17 protein-coding genes are annotated in these 17,549 nt (G+C 43.1%); 4 read left to right on the plus strand and 13 right to left on the minus strand.

The features are described from left to right. Positions 1-93: 93 nt before the first annotated feature. The 13 genes from QLH32_RS16265 to QLH32_RS16325 form a co-directional block, all read right to left on the minus strand. The gene (locus tag QLH32_RS16265) at positions 94-378 is read right to left on the minus strand and encodes a gamma-butyrobetaine hydroxylase-like domain-containing protein (RefSeq protein WP_283267067.1); all 285 of its coding nucleotides are present in this window, start codon (positions 376-378) and stop codon (positions 94-96) included. After that, on the minus strand, positions 368-1,360 hold the full coding sequence (locus QLH32_RS16270; RefSeq protein ID WP_283267069.1) for a HEAT repeat domain-containing protein: 993 nt from the start codon (positions 1,358-1,360) through the stop codon (positions 368-370). The genes QLH32_RS16265 and QLH32_RS16270 overlap by 11 nt, the downstream gene beginning before the upstream one ends. An 11-nt stretch (positions 1,361-1,371) precedes the next feature. Then, positions 1,372-2,211, minus strand: coding sequence for an ABC transporter ATP-binding protein (locus QLH32_RS16275; RefSeq protein ID WP_283267070.1), 840 nt, complete (start codon positions 2,209-2,211; stop codon positions 1,372-1,374). A 1-nt stretch (position 2,212) separates the two neighbouring features. Beyond that, positions 2,213-3,055 carry an ABC transporter permease gene (locus QLH32_RS16280; RefSeq protein WP_283267072.1) on the minus strand — a complete coding sequence of 281 codons (843 nt, stop codon included), beginning with the start codon at positions 3,053-3,055 and terminating at the stop codon, positions 2,213-2,215. 1 nt (position 3,056) lies between these two features. Then, a complete protein-coding gene (locus QLH32_RS16285) occupies positions 3,057-4,466 on the minus strand; it encodes an ABC transporter substrate-binding protein (protein ID WP_283267073.1) in 1,410 nt (469 codons plus the stop codon). An 11-nt stretch (positions 4,467-4,477) separates the two neighbouring features. Continuing rightward, positions 4,478-4,723 (minus strand): 4Fe-4S dicluster domain-containing protein, encoded by a 246-nt coding sequence (locus QLH32_RS16290; protein ID WP_267980458.1) that lies wholly within the window; start codon positions 4,721-4,723, stop codon positions 4,478-4,480. A gap of 14 nt (positions 4,724-4,737) precedes the next feature. Then, positions 4,738-6,474 (minus strand): fumarate reductase/succinate dehydrogenase flavoprotein subunit, encoded by a 1,737-nt coding sequence (locus QLH32_RS16295; protein WP_279959680.1) that lies wholly within the window; start codon positions 6,472-6,474, stop codon positions 4,738-4,740. A 69-nt stretch (positions 6,475-6,543) separates the two neighbouring features. Then, positions 6,544-7,296 (minus strand): GntR family transcriptional regulator, encoded by a 753-nt coding sequence (locus tag QLH32_RS16300; protein WP_283267075.1) that lies wholly within the window; start codon positions 7,294-7,296, stop codon positions 6,544-6,546. Positions 7,297-7,775: 479 nt separating this feature from the next. Further along, positions 7,776-8,699 (minus strand): NAD-dependent epimerase/dehydratase family protein, encoded by a 924-nt coding sequence (locus QLH32_RS16305; protein WP_283267077.1) that lies wholly within the window; start codon positions 8,697-8,699, stop codon positions 7,776-7,778. Positions 8,700-8,908: 209 nt separating this feature from the next. After that, a complete protein-coding gene (locus QLH32_RS16310) occupies positions 8,909-10,861 on the minus strand; it encodes a family 2A encapsulin nanocompartment cargo protein cysteine desulfurase (protein WP_283267078.1) in 1,953 nt (650 codons plus the stop codon). After that, positions 10,836-11,768, minus strand: a complete 933-nt coding sequence (locus QLH32_RS16315) for a family 2A encapsulin nanocompartment shell protein (protein WP_283267079.1) — start codon at positions 11,766-11,768, stop codon at positions 10,836-10,838. Before QLH32_RS16315 ends, QLH32_RS16310 begins: the two co-directional genes overlap by 26 nt. A gap of 258 nt (positions 11,769-12,026) precedes the next feature. Then, on the minus strand, positions 12,027-12,980 hold the full coding sequence (gene epsC / locus QLH32_RS16320; RefSeq protein WP_432442319.1) for a serine O-acetyltransferase EpsC: 954 nt from the start codon (positions 12,978-12,980) through the stop codon (positions 12,027-12,029). 47 nt (positions 12,981-13,027) lie between these two features. Continuing rightward, entirely contained in the window at positions 13,028-13,537 is a 510-nt protein-coding gene (locus QLH32_RS16325) for a rhodanese-like domain-containing protein (protein WP_283267082.1), read from the minus strand. Positions 13,538-13,924: 387 nt separating this feature from the next. On the opposite strand from QLH32_RS16325, the gene tauA reads away from it, so the two are divergent. Genes tauA through tauD form a run of 4 tightly spaced genes read left to right on the plus strand, consistent with a single transcriptional unit; the run spans position 13,925 to position 17,521 of the window. Beyond that, on the plus strand, positions 13,925-14,965 hold the full coding sequence (gene tauA, locus QLH32_RS16330; RefSeq protein ID WP_283267083.1) for a taurine ABC transporter substrate-binding protein: 1,041 nt from the start codon (positions 13,925-13,927) through the stop codon (positions 14,963-14,965). 9 nt (positions 14,966-14,974) lie between these two features. Next, the gene (locus tag QLH32_RS16335; protein WP_283267085.1) at positions 14,975-15,766 is read left to right on the plus strand and encodes a taurine ABC transporter ATP-binding protein; all 792 of its coding nucleotides are present in this window, start codon (positions 14,975-14,977) and stop codon (positions 15,764-15,766) included. Further along, positions 15,763-16,644 carry a taurine ABC transporter permease TauC gene (gene tauC / locus QLH32_RS16340; protein ID WP_283267086.1) on the plus strand — a complete coding sequence of 294 codons (882 nt, stop codon included), beginning with the start codon at positions 15,763-15,765 and terminating at the stop codon, positions 16,642-16,644. Before QLH32_RS16335 ends, tauC begins: the two co-directional genes overlap by 4 nt. A gap of 31 nt (positions 16,645-16,675) precedes the next feature. After that, positions 16,676-17,521 (plus strand): taurine dioxygenase, encoded by an 846-nt coding sequence (tauD, locus tag QLH32_RS16345; RefSeq protein WP_283267088.1) that lies wholly within the window; start codon positions 16,676-16,678, stop codon positions 17,519-17,521. The last annotated feature ends 28 nt before the right edge of the window (positions 17,522-17,549 follow it).

A 17,549-nucleotide genomic window follows, 5' to 3' on the forward strand; every position in this document is an offset into this window, starting at 1 on the left:
CTGATTTAACCTCGATATTTTAAGGAGTGAATCATTCAAAATGATGAAATGGCAGAGTTGTTAAAGATATTTTCATCACTTTGAATGTTTTTGTTAAACCATAAGTTCTTTCAAAAAGGCCCACGGAAATATGCCTTTGTCATGTCCATCATCAAAGCAGATTTGAATACCATAGCCTTGTGAGTAGATCGCTGAAATAGCAACATTTTCAGGATATTGAATCTCTTTCTGGCATAAACGACTGGCACGGCAAAATCCGCAGGGGCAATTGGCTCTCAATTGCTCATGGCTAAAATCCTTATGCTCACCATCTTCCCAACTCAGCAATAAACGTTGCTGCTTTACATTGACCTTGATCTCAGTCGGTTCAAGCTGCATTAAGTTTCTCCTGAATCAGAGCTAGTCCGATACGAATAGATTTACGCACCTCTGGGTCAGGGTCTTCGGCATGGGCAAGTAAAATGTCCTGTGCCTGTTCGCCACCAATTTCACCTAATGCAATGGCGACTTCCTTACGCAAGTTGCTAATGTCATGCTGGAAATTTTCCTGTAATTTTGCAAGGGCAGATTTGGCTTTGAGTAAGCCCAGACTACGCGTCACTGCAATTCGTACTTGCCAATATACATCATCCAGTTGTTGCAACAGGATATTTTCCAGTTCGACCGCTTTCAGCTTACCAATAGTCAATGCTGCTTCGACACGCAATTGCCATTCTTCGGCTATGAGTGAACTCTGCAAAGCTGCCAGTATTTCAGGGCTTAAACTTTGGGTTGCGCCCAAGCCACCTGTGGCAATGCGTCGAATTTCAGAATCCTGATCATTTTGAGCAATATTTGCCAAAGCCGCCAAGCCTTGTTGTTTTTGTAACCAGCTTAAGGTGCTGACCGCTTCTTTACGCACCAAAGGATTGGTATGTTGCACATGCTGTAAAATATCTTCAAATAATTGTTCAGCCCGCAATTCCCTGATTGCCCGTAAGATGGAGGCAATCACAAAATCATCCTGATGCTGTAAATAAGTCGTTAAATGTTCAGCAGATTCTGATTTTTTAATTTCACTGAGACTTTGTGCCGCAGCTAAACGGACATTTTCATGCGCATCTGTGAGTGCTTGCGCTAAAGCATGTAAGGAAGTGGCATCTTCCCAACCCTCTAAACGAGCTGCTGCCAACTCACGTACTTTAGATGCTGGGTCATGTAGCACCGCATAATGCAACCAAGCTAATAATTCAGGCTGTTCTTCATCGGCGATATTCATAATCGCCACAAAACGGATATTTTCATCATCCTGATTGAGCTGCACTAAATAATCAGCATAATCTTCATCAAGATCAGGTAATGTTGGATAATTTATACTCATTTTTAATCTTCCTAAACGGCTACTTTCTGATTGAGACCTAATGGATTGAGGCGGCTGAGTTCAGCTTGCGTGGCGTGTTTTAATACTTGAATACAATGTTTTTTAATCTGGGTAAATTCAGGTGAAGTAACCAAATCCACATGACGAGGACGGGCAAAATCCAGTTTAATTTCCTCAATAATCCGTCCAGGTCGATGACTCATGATCAGCACCCGATCTGCCAAAAATAAGGCTTCATCAATATCATGGGTGATAAATAGCACCGAAGTCTGGATGTCCTGCCAAATCTCCAGTAATAGTTCCTGCATCTTTAAACGGGTTTGGGCATCCAGTGCACCAAAGGGTTCATCCATCAGCAACACACGAGGTTGATTGATCAAGACACGGGCAATCTCGACCCGTTGTTGCATACCGCCTGAAAGTTCGGCAGGATATTTATGTTCAAAACCTTTCAGCCCGACCAGTTCAATCATGTTTTGCGCTTGTTGCAGCCGTTCTGCTTTGGCGATGCCTTTCATTTTTAAACCGAAGCAGACATTTTCCAGTACACTTTTCCATGGAAACAAGGTGTGTTGCTGAAATACCAAGCCACGATCAGAAGATGGTTTAGCAATTGGTTGTTGGTCTAATAACATCGTGCCTGAACTAATTGGTAAATGTCCTGCTAGTGCACCCAGTAAAGTCGATTTACCGCAACCTGATGGCCCCAGCAGACACACAAATTCACCTGCCTGAATATCAAAGGACACATGGTCAAGGGCCTGAAAGCGTTGTGTATCCTGACCGAGATGCAGGGTGATATTTTTTAGATGAATATGACCCAATGCCGTATTGTTAGAAATTGTGCTCATGTTATGCTTTCCTTAACTGATACCACGGGGTGAGTTTTTTGCCGAGATAGCGCAGTAAGGCACTGCTGAACATGCCCAATGCCCCGATCAATAACATGCCCACGATAATGTCAGCATAGTTTTGCAGGGTGAATGATTCCCACGTGAAATAGCCGATACCGAGTTGCCCTGAAATCATTTCTGCTGTGACCAGACAGAACCAGCAAGTGCCCATACCAATCGCTAAACCTGTGGTGATACTTGGTAATGAACCTGGAATAATCACTTCACGCAAAATGGCAAACTGACCTGCACCCAGACTTTTTGCCGATGCAATCAAACGGTGATCAACTGCTTCTACACCATGAATGGTATTGAGTAAAATTGGAAATAGCGCACCTAAAAAGGTAATAAAAATCATGGATGCTTCGGAAGAGGGAAACATTAAAATCGCCAATGGAATCCAAGCTACCGCAGGAATTGGGCGTAAAATTTCCAGTGGCGGCATAAAAATCGCTGCAATAGTTTTGGAATAACCAATCAATAAACCTAAAATCACGCCCACAAACCCAGCCAAAACAAAGCCTATTAAAACTCGTCCAATACTGGCTTTGACATGGGCAAGGGCAGTATCTAGCTCCACAAATGCAACAAATGAACGCACTACATCCAATGGCGAGGGTACATTGGCAAAATTCACCACACTCAGATTGACATGGTAATGGGAAAGCAATTGCCACAACACCACGCTTAAAATAATCGAAATCGCACTCAAGCCATAAGAAAACGTCTGTTGTCTGGAAAATTTAAACACAGGGCGGATTGCCTTAGACTGAATCGGTTGGGTGTCCGCTAAACTATTCATATCACTTCACCAATTTCTGTGCATTATTAAAGTCATAGACTTTACCGCCATGCGCTTTTGCCCAATTGTTGGCATTACCACGCAACAGGAACGCATTGATCTGACCATTTTTATCGGTGGCATACCATGCCAGATTTGCCAATACTTTAATTTTTAAATCACGGTCTTGGTTGTACACCACACGAATGGTTTTGCCTTGTTTTTGCAAATTCTTTAAATCTTTAAAGGCATTTTCAGGGGTGGCATAACTACGCACTTTAGCTTCACCTTTCACCCAAATCTGAGTCACTCGTTCAAAGCTTTGAATTGGTTTTTGTGTCAAAGCATCTTTGGCCACCAATGGCGATTGAGCATAATTTTTAAGTTGTTGGTTGTAATTTAAACCTGCTGCCTGAAAGGCTTTTTGGATATATTGATCATCAATAAACTGATTCACATCAATATCCACATCATCACGACCTAAATATTTCAGTGTTTCGACTGCGGTTTGGGTGGCTTTCTTATATTCAGGTTTCCAAGTCAGATCACGGGTTTGCAAGCCTAAAGGACCGTGAAATAGGTATACGACTTCGGCAGGAATCCCTGTTTTGGCGGCAATCAGTTCACTGTATTTTTCAGGCTCTTTACGAATTAGTTGATCCGCTTCAATCGTCGCTCTTAAATAGGCCTGAATAATTTCTGGATATTGCTGAGCATAAGACTTACTGGCTAAAGAACCATGAAAGGTTGGGGTTTTAGCCTGTGCACCATCATAAATTTTGCGGGCAATGCCTTGATAGGAAAATAATTCTGCAAATGGGACAAAATCAGCATGCGCATCAATTTTATTACTTTTTAGGGCAGGGCCAGCGACTTCGGGTGCTTGGGCGATAATTTTTACATCAGTTTTAGGATCCCAACCTTGAGCTGCAATGGCACGTAACAACAAGCCATGTGCAGTTGAAGCAAACGGCACAGAAATAGTTTTACCTTTGAGTTCCTGAATCGAGGTCACGTCTGAATCGACAGGTACGACAATCCCGTTACCACTGCCAGTCGTGCTGCCTGATAGAACACTCAGGAAAATACTTTCCTTGCCCGTCTTTTTAAAGGCAACATTGTTATTGACCGCAGGGAAGTCTGCCATTGCGCCAATATCCAGACGACCTGCCACCATTTCACTGGTCAAGGGTGCGCCAGAGGTAAAATTTTTCCAGACGATGTCATATTTGGCATCTTTATATTTACCTGTTTTGGGCAGATATTTAGGCAATAAATTTAATTCACGAATTAATAAGCCACCAGTGGCACAGTTAATGGTTGTATCTTGTGTCCCGATAGCAATGCGAATGTCTTCGGCCTGTGCTGTGCTGAAAATAGACAGTAACGTTGTGCTTAAAATAATACTTTTCGCTAATTTGTTCAGTTGCATTGTGTTCCCCCTCATTTAAGTAAATATGGAATGTTGACCTGAATAGCATCGGTCGGGCAGTCTTTCTCGCATGGCATGCAATACCAACATTCATCAAACTGCATATAGGCTTTTTTAGTGTCAGGATTGATCGCCAATAAATCCATTGGGCAGACATCGACACAGACAGTACAGCCCTTATCTGCAATACATTTATCTTCATCCACCAACACAGGCGCTGCAGTGCGGTGAGCAATTTCCTTAAAAATAAACGCCATAATCGTGACCTCGTTTAGGCTTCCTCAGCCAATATTTTTTTCTTAATGCGTAATAAGTTATAGGAATTAGCTTCCTGTTCATCAATTGGAATCAGGTATGGTTCGACAGGCTTTTTAAAGCTAACCATATTGCCGTGTTCATCCTTTTTCAGATGTGCATGGCAGAACCAGTCCTGATCATTCTTGGCAGGAAAATCAGCCCGATAATGATATAAACCCCAACGGCTTTCAGTACGGAACAGGGACGCCCGTGCTGCCATCTCCGCACAGTCCCGAATCACTGAAACCTCTGCGGCACGCATCAACTCATGTGGATGAGTGGCATTAATCTGGGCAATATCTGCCTTGATTTCCTCAAAACGCTTGAGGGCAATTTCAATCTTTTGGCGGGTTTTTGGTGGTTGTAAATAATCATTGACCATACGACGCAACTTATATTCCACCTGTTCCGCAGACAGCCCTTGTGGACGCTGTAATGGCGCAAAGATGCGGGCTTTTTCTGCCTCAATCTCCTCCTGATTTAGTTCTGAATCGGCAACAGTGGCGATATATTCCGCTGAATTGGTGCCTGCAAACCAGCCATAGACAAACGCACCCAACATATAATTATGTGGTACGGCTGCCATATCACCTGCGCTATATAAGCCTTTAACCGAAGTTTCAGCTTTTTCATTGACCCACACACCAGAGGCACTGTGTCCACTACAAAAACCAATTTCAGAAATCTGCATTTCCACCATGTCCTGACGGTAATTGGTACCTCGTCCCTCATGGAAGCGTCCCCGACTTGGACGCTCATTGGTATGTAAAATTTCTTCAATGGTCTGGATGGTTTCTTCAGCTAAATGGTCAATTTTCAGGAACACAGGGCCATTGCCACTTTGCAATTCCTGATAAAATTCCCACATCATTTGACCAGACCAATAATCACACTCAATAAAGCGTTCGCCCTTACTGTTGGCGGTATAGCCACCCAATGGGCCAGTCACATAAGCACAGGCAGGGCCGTTATAATCCTTAATTAAGGGATTGATCTGGAAACATTCCAGATTAGACAGTTCCGCACCAGCGTGATACGCCATTGCATAACCATCACCTGCATTGGTTGGGTTTTCATAAGTTCCCATGAGATAACCCGAAGCAGGCAAGCCCAAACGTCCAGCCGCACCACAGCATAAAATCGCTGCTTTGGTTTTAATCACATAAAAATCACCAGTACGGCAATCAAAACCCAATACGCCATTGATTGCACCATCGGCATTCTTAAGTAGTTTGGTGGTGACAATACGGTTATTGATCTTGACCTGCGCCCGTTTTAACTGACGATACAACACCTTTTTAATATCGTGACCCTCAGGCATCGGTAACACGTATGCGCCCATGTGATGCACTTTCTTAACCGCATATTCACCTGTTTCATCCTTTTCAAATTTCACGCCCCATTGATCCAGTTGCTGAATGGTCGCAAAACTCTGCTTGGCATAAGCGTAAACAGTGGCTTGATTGACAATACCATCATTGGCGATAGTGATTTCTTTGGTGTATTGCTCAGGTGTGGCATAGCCAGGAATGACGGCATTGTTTAAGCCATCCATGCCCATTGAAATTGCGCCACTGCGTTTGACGTTGGCTTTTTCAATCAATAAAACTTTTAGGGTAGGGTTGGCTGTTTTGGCCTTGATGGCTGCCATTGGGCCAGCCGTCCCCCCACCAATGACCACAAGGTCATAGTCTAAATAAATGGTATTCATGTTTTGCCTCTGCTGTAGGGGCGAACTGAGTTCGCCTTAAAACGATGTTCGCCCTAAATATCTGCCTTGTTATTTGGATTTCTTTCGATCTACCCTTAAACGGTATTGAAAGTTCTCTCCTGAGAAATATAGGTATTCAAAATCAATCGGATGTCCCTCATGGTTATGGGTCAACCGTTCTACCCGCAGCAACGGTGCATTGATGTCCACTTGTAGCAACTCACTCAGAGTTTCATCGGCAAGGGTGGCATCAATGTTTAAATCGGCATGTCCAAGTGGAATGGCTAAGTCTTCCTCAAGGGCTAAAAACACATCACGAGTCGAAAGATTAATCTGTTGCAACGCCACACCAATCGCTTCGGGTAAATAAGTCAGTTCAAAGGAAACAGGCTTCCGATCCACCAGACGAATCCGTTTAATTTCCACCACGGTACTGGTGACCGAAAGCTTGAGCTTCGATGCAATTTGCGGTGTGGCTGGAATAAAGCGAAATTCTTTCACTATGTTAAACACTTCATGTCCCATATTGCGCATGGCTTCGGCAAAGCCCTGTAACTGGGAAATGTTCTGGAATGTTTTTGGTGCGCTGACAAAGGTGCCTTTGCCCTGAATCTTGTAAACCAGATGCTCAAGCTGGAGTTGGGTTAAGGCCTGACGAATGGTGATACGGCTGACATTAAATAATTCACTCAGTTCCTTTTCAGAGGGGAGTTTATGCTGGACTGGATAAGTCCCATCACCGATCTGTTGTAATAAGGTTTGGTAAACCTGATCATACAAAGGTCGTTCGCCATCCACTTTATTGAGCAATGCCTGATTCATTTGTCAGCAACTTGTTATAACAACTTGAGGCTAGATTAATGGCAATTTTTAAATAAGAAAAATAAGCAATAACGCAAAAAATATCTGAATTTCTGCTTTGCACAAAAGATGGGATAAATATGAAAAATAGAATCAAAATTTGATAAATCGCATGAGCAAGTTAGATGCCATTAAATTTTAAAAAATCTGAGTTTGGCAAAAATATGATACTCGGAAACGTCATCCGCAATTGTTTGAGACAGGATTTCATTAATAAAGTATTGTTTCTGCGATTCATTTAATTAGTTGATGATAGTCAACGAGTTTTGCGGTGAGCAGCGATAGCTGCGCAAGATGGTTGCCCTTGCGGAGCTTCGCTCCTCATCCCGAAAGAAAAGTAGGGCGAGCCACAGGCTAATCCTGAAATTGGATGAAAACTTTGTAAGACTCCGCTAAGATAAATATTTTCAAAAAATATCATGTGAATTGGAAAAGCTTTATCACTGTTCTTTTAGAATTTGTTCAATTCCTTGTCGATAAGTCGTGACCTTAAACTGAGGAAAACGCTGTTTAAATTTATCTGAAATAAACAGATTGTCTTTTGCATAACGTGGCAGTAATTCTTGTACTTCCTTGGCTTGCGGGCTAAAAAACTTAGCTATGGTTAATGCCCATTTAGGAATCACGCTATAGGAAAGCGGCTTACCATAAATTTCCGAAGTCAGTGCAATAAACTGTTTATAGGTCAGACGATGATCATCAGTAGGTAAATGCCAAGTCTGACCATAGGCATCAGGTGTATTGCCAATCAATGCCATCGCTTTACTGGCATCAGGTGTCCAGATTAGGCTTCTCAAAGTATTGTCATTTAAAAAGACTTTGAGTTTTTTACCTTGTTTAATGTTCTCAAAGATCAGCGAGTTGGTAATACTTTGGGTATGGCCTGTCCCATAAAATTCAGGCGCACGACAAATCACTGCTGTGATGGTTTTTGCCTGCATCTCTTTGAGTAGCATGTTGGCGATTTCTGCCCGAACCCTACCTTTTCGTCCTACAGGTGCAAATTGGGTTTGTTCAGTCAGCGGTTGATTGTTTTGTGGATACATATAAGTATTGTCAAAAAATACCAGTTTGGCCTGATATTTTTTACAGGCATCTATGACATTGCGCATCATCACAGGAAACTGTTGTTCCCACATATCCGTGTCCATTGGTAAGCCAACGGCAAAATACACAATTTCACTGCCTTGAATGGCATCTTCGGCTTGGGTTTTATCGAGTAAATTTGCAGGGAAAAGTTGATCTGTATCATTGACCTTTTTAGGATTTCTGCTGACCAATCTAAGATCAGATGTATAGTTGCGTTTTAGCTCTTTAGCTAATTCCTGAGCGATTTGTCCATTTGCACCGAGTATAGTTTGCATCTTGATCTGACCTCTATAATTCATGGAAATTGTCTATTTCTATAAACAGCATAAGATTAAAGTTAGCTTTAATGTCAAGCATTTTTTAAATTGATAAGCAGCTTAATCTTGTAAAAATAGGGGGATGCAAGTACAGAAATTATTTGTGTAGATTGTTGTTGCGAAAACAAAAAAGCCGCCAATGGCAGCTTCCTTGTGACATTAAAACACTAAACAGTGCGCTTATTTCTCGAGAGCTGATGCAACACCGACACCAGTAAATCAATTTCCTCAGGGGTATTATAAAATGCCAGAGAGGGGCGTACCGTTTGCTCCACCCCAAAACGACGCAAGATCGGCTGGGCGCAGTGATGGCCTGAACGTACCGCAATGCTATGTTGATTCAGCGCCTTACCAACCTGTTCAGTTGAATAGCCATCCAGTATAAAAGACATCACGCTGGCTTTGTTTTTGGCTGTACCAATCGGGCGCAAGCCTTTAACACCGCTCAGCGCATGTTGACCATATTCCAGTAGATCATGCTCATAACGGGCAATATTATGAATCCCGATACGTTCCACATATTCCAGTGCTGCTCCTAGACCTACCGCATTGGCAATATTGCCTGTGCCTGCCTCAAACTTGTTTGGTGCTGGCTGGTAAATGACTTGCTCAAAGGTGACATCCTCGATCATGTTGCCGCCACCTTCCCAAACAGGCATGCTTTCGAGTAGTTCAGGTTTGGCATAAACTGCGCCAATCCCTGTTGGGCCAAATACCTTGTGACCAGAAAATACGAAAAAGTCAGCATCCAACGCTTGTACATCGGTGGGCATATGCGAAACCGACTGAGCACCATCCACCAATACCCGTACACCTTTGGCATGGGCAATCTGGATTACTTCGGGAACAGGTGTCACCGTACCTAAGGCATTGGAAACCTGGGTAATCGAAATCAGCTTGGTACGTTCATTAATCAACTTGGGTAATTCTGCCAAGATGATCTGTCCCGTATCATCCACAGGAATCACACGCAGTTTTGCCCCGACTTTTTTAGTCAACTGGAACCACGGTACAATATTGGCGTGATGTTCCAGATGCGAGACAATAATCTCATCACCCTCACCAATATTTTGCTCACCCCAAGTTTTAGCGATCAGGTTAATGCCCTCGGTGGTGCCCCGAACAAAAATGATTTCCTTGGATGATTTCGCTCCAATAAATCGTGCCGTGACATTACGGGCATGTTCGTAGGCATCGGTTGCCCGAGCTGCCAGTTCATGCGCTGCACGATGAATATTGGAGTTTTCATGCTGGTAGAAATAGGCAATTCGATCAATCACAGTTTGTGGTTTTTGCGTGGTGGCGGCATTGTCAAACCAGACCAGAGGACGACCATTGACTCGTTCCTGCAAAATCGGAAAGTCCCGACGGATGGCATGCACATCCAATGGTTGTGCTGAACTGGCAAGAAACTGTGGTTGTGAGGGCTGGTAATTGCCATATGCCTGATGCGTTGATGGAATATCCAGAAAGTAAAAGCCAGAAGATGCGTTATGGGCAGGTTGAGACTGGATTTTAGGTTCATCCTGCAACAAGCTTTTTAATCCATCACCCTGTGGCAGTTGAAATGATTGTGCTGTGGCAAAACGAGCAGCATCAAATTCAGAGCTTGATGTATTCGGTGCAGCAAAATCATTTAAAAAATAAAAGGGTGAAGCATCACGGATTGGGGGATGTGTTGGTTCAACCAATGGCACATTGGGTGCGCTATGAACCGCTTGTGGAAAAGTTGGCTCAAGTGGAGGTTTAGGCAGGTTTGCACCACCGACCACAGGCGCAGATGCAATCGCCCGACGCTCAGGATAATCTGGATAATTCGGAATATGCTCAGGATATTCAGGGTTTAAACTTTTTTCATAGGCAATATTGGGTACACGTCCACTCAGCGCTGCCAATCGTTCGGCAGGTTGGGGAGGATGTGGTGGCGTGCCGACATTCGGCAAGTCCAGATTCAGGCCAGATGGATGACCACTCCCAGAACTGGGCAATGCCGCAAAAAATTCAGAGGCAAGCCGTGAAAGTGTTGCTTCATCTGGGAAGTTGGACGGTGGCTGAACACCGACCACTTCAGAACCCGTTGGACTACTGTTTAGATTACTTGTAGTTAACTGGGTAGTCATGATACTTGTCCACCTCCACATCTTCGAGTACCGCAAGGGCATCATCAGTTAAAACGGCGAGTGAGCAATACAGTGAGATCAGGTACGATGCAATGGCATTGCGGTTAATGCCCATAAAACGTACCGAAAGCCCAGGAGATTGTTCACCTGCCAGACCTGGCTGGAACAGGCCGACCACGCCCTGACGTTTTTCCCCAACACGCAGCAACAGGATTTTGGTTTTGCCATCTTCCACAGGGATTTTATTGGATGGAATCAAAGGTACACCACGCCAGGTAATGAACTGTGAACCAAACAGGCTTACCGTTGGTGGTGGAACGCCACGGCGGGTACATTCACGGCCAAATGCGGCAATCGCATCTGGATGGGCAAGGAAGAACCCAGGCTCTTTCCAGACCTTACGCAACAAATCATCAAAATCATCTGGAGTCGGTGGGCCACTCAGGGTTGAAAGACGTTGCTCATCCGCCACACTGGCCAATAAACCATATTCAGGGTTATTGATCAGTTCACTTTCCTGACGTTCCTTAATGGTTTCAATGGTCAGGCGTAACTGTTCCTTAATCTGGTCATGTGGACTGCTATATAAATCCGCCACACGGGTATGAATATCCAGAACGGTTGAAACGCCATTGAGGAAATATTCACGCGGCTGAGAGTCATAATCCACAAAGGTCTGTGGCAGGGTCGCCTCATCACGTTGCGTGCAGGCCACCTGAATATCATCGGTATTGTTGACACGGTTGACGCGATAAATACCCGCTTCTACAGGTAACCATTGTAATAAATGAGTCAGCCAGCGTGGGGTGATGGTGGAAAGTTGTGGAACAGTCTTGGTGGCATTGGCAAGCTGTCTGGCTGCATGGTCCCCAAGCGCAAGTTGGACTTTATCTGTGGTTTTTGCCATGAATAAATTTTCCTGTAAGACTTTGGCTTTGTTAATAAAGAGTGTTGATTTTTAAAATGTATTGAATCATTTGTTTAATTAGACTAGAGCTTAATCATTATTTTTAAAAATATTATTATGAGATAAATAACAATGAATTATTATCTTATTACTCATAAGAATATATTTATGAAAAATAAATATAAATACTGAATATGCATGATTTATGAGTTGAATCCATTCATTATTCAGGTGGCTTATATTGATTTTCCTGCATGATTAAACCTTGCTGTTATGCAGGGATTCACTCGGTGACTGTAAAATCTGGCTGCCTGCCGCAACACTGTGGGTTAGCCAGACATTTCCGCCAATAATTGAACCTCTACCAATGGTGATGCGACCTAGAATGGTTGCTCCTGCATAAATCACCACATGGTCTTCCACAATTGGGTGACGGGCATAATCTTTTTTCAATGCACCATCATCATTCAACTCAAAACGTTTGGCACCGAGAGTAACCGCCTGATAAATGCGGACATATTCCCCAATTATAGAGGTTTCCCCAATCACCACACCTGTACCGTGGTCAATAAAGAAACCCTTGCCAATTTGTGCGCCAGGGTGAATATCAATCCCTGTTGCGGAATGGGCCAGTTCGGAAATAATGCGGGAGAGTAGGGGAACACTGTGATAAAGCTGGTGCGCAACCCGATGATAAATAATGGCAAAAATACCTGGATAGCAGAGCAGCACCTCATCCACGCTATGTGCCGCTGGATCACCTTCATAGGCAGCACAGACATCAGCATCCAGCAAACGGCGAATGTCAGGCAGGGTATTGGCAAAATCCTGCACAATGGTATGGGCCAAAGCAATTTGCTGCTCGTAGAGCAAATGGTCATTGCTGGAGACAGGAACTTGCTTTACTCGACTTTTGGCCTCGTAATTCAGGGCCAGCTTAACCTGTGAGAACAGTTCGTTCAGCACACGGTCAAGTGTATAGGCAATGTAGTAGTCCTCAGTTTCCTGGCGCAGGTCACTTGGTCCCAGTCGCATTGGAAATAAAATACCGCACAAGTCATCCAGTATGGATTTAAGCGATTCCTTGGAAGGCAGTTCGCGTCCGCCAAATTCCTTGATACGGTGTTGACGTTCACGCCATTCATGACGTGCTTGCTGTAAGCCCTCAACAACAGGCTGGATTTTCCATTTGCTCACGCTGATTCCTTGCAAAACCAAGTATTAAATTAATCCTAAAATCGCTGGGTCAAAAAGCAGCACTAATCTTGTAACCAAGGTAACTGATGTGTACGCCAGCCATTGCTTTGATTACGTTGTTGTTGCTCGTTTAAATCACCTTCAAAGCCTTCCAGCACGTTATAAACTTGGGCAAAACCCGCACTAAATGCCGCCGTTGCAGCTAAAGCAGAGCGTTTACCACTACGGCAGAGCAACAGAATGGTTTTGTCTTTACCAACTTTGCTATCCAGTTCTTTTAGAAAGCGCGGATTGCGGTTAAACGATGTGCCAGTTGCCCATGCCACATGAATACTTTCAGGCACATACCCGACAAATTTACGTTCTTCATTGGTACGTACATCAACCAAGATGGCATGACCTTGTTGAACTAGAAACCATGCTTCAGCAGGTGGAATACTGCCTGTGAAATCGAGTTCATTTTCTTCCGCGTAGTGTTGTGCGCGCTGTAAGATGTCTTGTGGGTTTGCAGATAAACCGTGAGTTGTAGTAATGGATTCTACGGCTTGGGTAGAATCAAATTGAGCATTCATTTTTATAACCTTTAACATCAGCGGGATGATGTTTTTATCTTATGACTGTTTTTATATTCAGGAAAATAATCAAAATTTATTTATATATCTATTTTTGATAAATAATAGGGTTTTATTAAATGATTGTGAATATGGATTTTAAAACTAAAAATCTTATTTTAAATGGATTGTATGATTAGGGATTTATTTATCACAATTAAATATTTTACATTTACATAAAATCCTCACCTATATAAGTTAACCTTAAATCAAATTCAGGGTGAGTCGATATCATGATAAATCAAAAAAGCAGAAAAATTCATCACTATTTATCTTTTAAATGAATAAGTAACTCATTTTTTCTTATTTTTAATCATAAGGCGTGGCTCATACCATAAGCAGATATTGTTGAAAGATCATCTAATTATGGGCATCAAGAATTCTAAGCCGCTAATTGTTACAGCGATCGTCCTTGTGGCGATTGTTACTTTTATTGTCTATCAAAATCAAAAAGATGCTGCACCTGTTCAGTCTAAAAACAACAAGGCAGTGGTGATTGCCTATCAAACTGGTGTGGATCCAACCAAGGTTGCACAAGCCAATGGTGATTATGAACGTGATAGTAATCAAGCAATTCAATGGCGTAAATTTGATGCAGGTTCAGATGTGGTCAATGCATTGGCTTCGGGTGACGTGGTGATTGGCAATATTGGTTCTAGTCCTCTGGCTGCTGCTGTAAGTCGTGATTTACCAATTGAGGTATTTCTGGTGACGGCTAAATTAGGCGGTTCAGAGGCATTGGTGGTGAGTAATAAATCAGGCATTCAAAATCCGCAAGATTTGATTGGAAAAACCATTGCCGTACCATTCGTTTCAACCACGCATTACAGCTTATTGTCAGTGCTCAAGCATTGGAATATTGCGGATAACCAAGTCAAGATTATTAACTTACGTCCACCTGAAATTACAGCAGCTTGGGAACGTGGTGATATCGATGCAACTTATGTTTGGGAACCTGCATTAAGTAAAGTCAAAGCCAGTGGTCATGTATTAACAGACTCGAAACAAGTCGGCGAGTGGGGCGCACCAACCTATGATTTATGGGTAGTTCGTAAAGATTTCGCTGAAAAAAATCCAGAGTTCTTAAAAGCATTCGTAAAAACCAGCTTGAAACAAGTTGAAGCATATCAGCAAGATCCAAAAGCATTTGAGCAAAATGCGGACAATATCCAGAAAATTGCTCAGCTGACAGGCTCTGATGTGAAAGATATTCCATTGCTTCTTTCTGGAAATATCTACCTTGATCGTCAGCAGCAGCAAGCCACTTTATCAGGTGAATTTGCCAAGAATATTTTCGATACTGCAACATTCCTCAAAAGCCAAGGCAAGGTGGATCAAGTAAAACCTGATTATCAAGCTAATGTCACCATCCAATTCTTACAGCCATAGGAGATCGAAATGAGCGTATTAGCTGCCGAGCATCTTCATTTAACTTTTCCAAAGCAGACCGTACCTGTATTGCAGGATATCAATCTCAAGATTGAAGACGGCACGTTGACTGTGATTTTGGGGGAGTCAGGCTGTGGTAAAACAACATTACTGAATATTTTGGCAGGTTTCCAAAAGCCAAGCTCAGGTCAGATTAAACTGGATCATGAAGTCGTCACTGCGCCAGATGCACGTCGTGCGGTGGTATTTCAGGATCATGCTTTATTGCCTTGGTTAAATGTCTCTGAAAATATCGGTTTTGCTTTACAGCTCAAAGGCTTGAAAGCCCAGGAAATTCAGCAGCAAGTCGATGCAATTCTTAAAATTGTTGGCTTGAGTCATGTGGCTCAAGCCAATATCTGGGAACTGTCAGGTGGCATGAAACAACGGGTTGGGATCGCACGTGCCTTGATCAGCCATGCGGCATTCATTTTACTGGATGAGCCTTTTGCTGCGCTGGATGCTTTTACCCGTGAAACCATGCAGCAGTTGGTGTTGGATTTATGGATTGAGCAAAATAAATCGTTCTTCCTGATCACGCATGACATTGAAGAAGCACTATTGCTGAGTAATCAATTGGTATTGATGATGGCTCGTCCAGGTAAGATTGTCGAAACTTTAAAACTGGATTTTGCAGAGCGTTATAAGCAGGGTGAATCCATCCGTACGATTAAATCTGATCCTAAATTTATTCAATTACGCGAGCAATTGTTTGAACGCCTGCGTGTGCAGAAACAGACAGGGCATGAGGTGGCTGTATGACGGGGCAAGCAAAAAATACAGCCTATGAGGTGAGTAAGGCCGAGGAATTACGATCGACTAACCAAGCACAGTCTGGTTCGGTTTTTAGTCCAATTGAGGCTTTCTTTATTCGTCATCGTAGTTTAGCGCTTAGTCTTTCCAGTGTCTTGAGCGTACTGGTGATTTGGTATTTGATCACGGCATTAAAAATTGTCCCAAGCCTGTTTTTACCAAGTCCACAAGCGGTATGGCAGAAGTTCCTTGAAGTCAGTCAACAAGGTTTTATGAAAGCCACCTTATGGCAGCATTTAGCCGCGAGTATCTCACGTGTCTTATTGGCTTTGGTTGCTGCGATTGCGATTGGTGTGCCTTTAGGTTTATGGATGGGTTTGAACAAATGGGTGCGTGCTGTGCTTGACCCATTGGTTGAGTTATTACGCCCAATTCCACCTTTGGCATATTTACCCTTATTGGTGATCTGGTTCGGGATTGGTGAAACCACCAAAGTGCTTTTGATTTTCTTTTCGATCCTTGCACCTGTGATTATCAGTAGTACTCATGGCGTATTGAGCCATCAGCTCAATCGTGAACGTGCCGCTTTATCTTTAGGAGCAAGCCAATCACAAGTGTTTTGGCATGTGATTCTGCCGACAGCCTTACCGCATATTTTAACGGGTATTCGTATTGGTTTAGGTGTGGGCTGGTCAACCTTGGTGGCTTCAGAATTAGTTGCAGCAGATCGGGGCATTGGTTTTATGGTGCAGTCTGCGGCGCAGTTCCTGATCACCGATACAGTGGTTCTGGGCATTATTGTCATTGCGATCGTCGCAGTGAGTTTTGAATTGTTTTTGCGTTGGTTACAGAAGCAATTATCTCCTTGGTATGGCCAACAGTTATAAGTGTACATTGTAGAGATGAGAGAGCTAGAAGATGACGTTAAATATTGAGGTTATTAAACCAACAATCGGTGCAATTATTCACGATGTTGATTTAAACATGGCTGATGAAAATACTACACAACAAATTCAACAAGCATTGCTGGATCATCATGTGATTTTCTTCCGCAACCAGCAGCTTGCACCTCAGGCGCAAGCTGAGTTGGCACGTGGTTTTGGTTCTTTGCATATCCATCCGATTTTCCCAACGGTAGAAAATGTATCTGAGATCATTGTATTAGACAGCTGGAAACAGGATTTACGTGACAATGAGCTTTGGCATACAGATGTGACCTTTAGCAAGAATCCTCCACTGGGTTGTGTATTACAAGCGATCAAGATTCCACCTGTAGGCGGTGATACGCTATGGTCGAGTGGGGCGGCAGCATTTGCGGCACTGGATCAAGGCTTGCAGCAAAAGTTAAAAGGCTTAACTGCAACACATGACATTCGTCAATCTTTTCCAATCGAGCGTTTTGCGCATAATGATGTTGAGCGTCAAAAACTGGAAGAAACTTTTAAGCGTAATCCACCCGTTGTTCATCCTGTAGTGAGAACGCATCCTGTGACAGGTCAGCCGATTTTATTCGTGAGTGAGGGCTTTACCACACGAATTAATGAATTGGATGAAACTGAAAGTTCAGAACTTTTGGCATTCTTATTTGAACATTCAACCAACAAGCAGTTCCATTTGCGTTGGCAGTGGCAAGCGGGTGACGTGGCGATTTGGGATAATCGTTGTACGCAGCATAAGGCTTTATTTGATTATGGTGATGAGCATCGGATTATGCATCGTGCCACCATTAATGGGGATGTACCGTTTTATCAGGTGGCAAGTTAAGTTTTTGGCTTGTTGGTTTTTAAATTTT

The sequence above is a fragment of the Acinetobacter corruptisaponis genome (assembly GCF_030053775.1).
Taxonomy (GTDB): Bacteria; Pseudomonadota; Gammaproteobacteria; order Pseudomonadales; family Moraxellaceae; genus Acinetobacter; species Acinetobacter corruptisaponis.

Excerpts from the sequence above, each read along its gene's own strand:
- QLH32_RS16265 (WP_283267067.1), bottom strand. The coding sequence starts at position 378 with ATGCAGCTTGAACCGACTGAGATCAAGGTCAATGTAAAGCAGCAACGT.
- QLH32_RS16270 (WP_283267069.1), bottom strand. The coding sequence starts at position 1,360 with ATGAGTATAAATTATCCAACATTACCTGATCTTGATGAAGATTATGCT.
- QLH32_RS16275 (WP_283267070.1), bottom strand. The coding sequence starts at position 2,211 with ATGAGCACAATTTCTAACAATACGGCATTGGGTCATATTCATCTAAAA.
- QLH32_RS16280 (WP_283267072.1), bottom strand. The coding sequence starts at position 3,055 with ATGAATAGTTTAGCGGACACCCAACCGATTCAGTCTAAGGCAATCCGC.
- QLH32_RS16285 (WP_283267073.1), bottom strand. The coding sequence starts at position 4,466 with ATGCAACTGAACAAATTAGCGAAAAGTATTATTTTAAGCACAACGTTA.
- QLH32_RS16290 (WP_267980458.1), bottom strand. The coding sequence starts at position 4,723 with ATGGCGTTTATTTTTAAGGAAATTGCTCACCGCACTGCAGCGCCTGTG.
- QLH32_RS16295 (WP_279959680.1), bottom strand. The coding sequence starts at position 6,474 with ATGAATACCATTTATTTAGACTATGACCTTGTGGTCATTGGTGGGGGG.
- QLH32_RS16300 (WP_283267075.1), bottom strand. The coding sequence starts at position 7,296 with ATGAATCAGGCATTGCTCAATAAAGTGGATGGCGAACGACCTTTGTAT.
- QLH32_RS16305 (WP_283267077.1), bottom strand. The coding sequence starts at position 8,699 with ATGCAAACTATACTCGGTGCAAATGGACAAATCGCTCAGGAATTAGCT.
- QLH32_RS16310 (WP_283267078.1), bottom strand. The coding sequence starts at position 10,861 with ATGACTACCCAGTTAACTACAAGTAATCTAAACAGTAGTCCAACGGGT.
- QLH32_RS16315 (WP_283267079.1), bottom strand. The coding sequence starts at position 11,768 with ATGGCAAAAACCACAGATAAAGTCCAACTTGCGCTTGGGGACCATGCA.
- QLH32_RS16325 (WP_283267082.1), bottom strand. The coding sequence starts at position 13,537 with ATGAATGCTCAATTTGATTCTACCCAAGCCGTAGAATCCATTACTACA.
- QLH32_RS16335 (WP_283267085.1), top strand. The coding sequence starts at position 14,975 with ATGAGCGTATTAGCTGCCGAGCATCTTCATTTAACTTTTCCAAAGCAG.
- tauC (WP_283267086.1), top strand. The coding sequence starts at position 15,763 with ATGACGGGGCAAGCAAAAAATACAGCCTATGAGGTGAGTAAGGCCGAG.
- tauD (WP_283267088.1), top strand. The coding sequence starts at position 16,676 with ATGACGTTAAATATTGAGGTTATTAAACCAACAATCGGTGCAATTATT.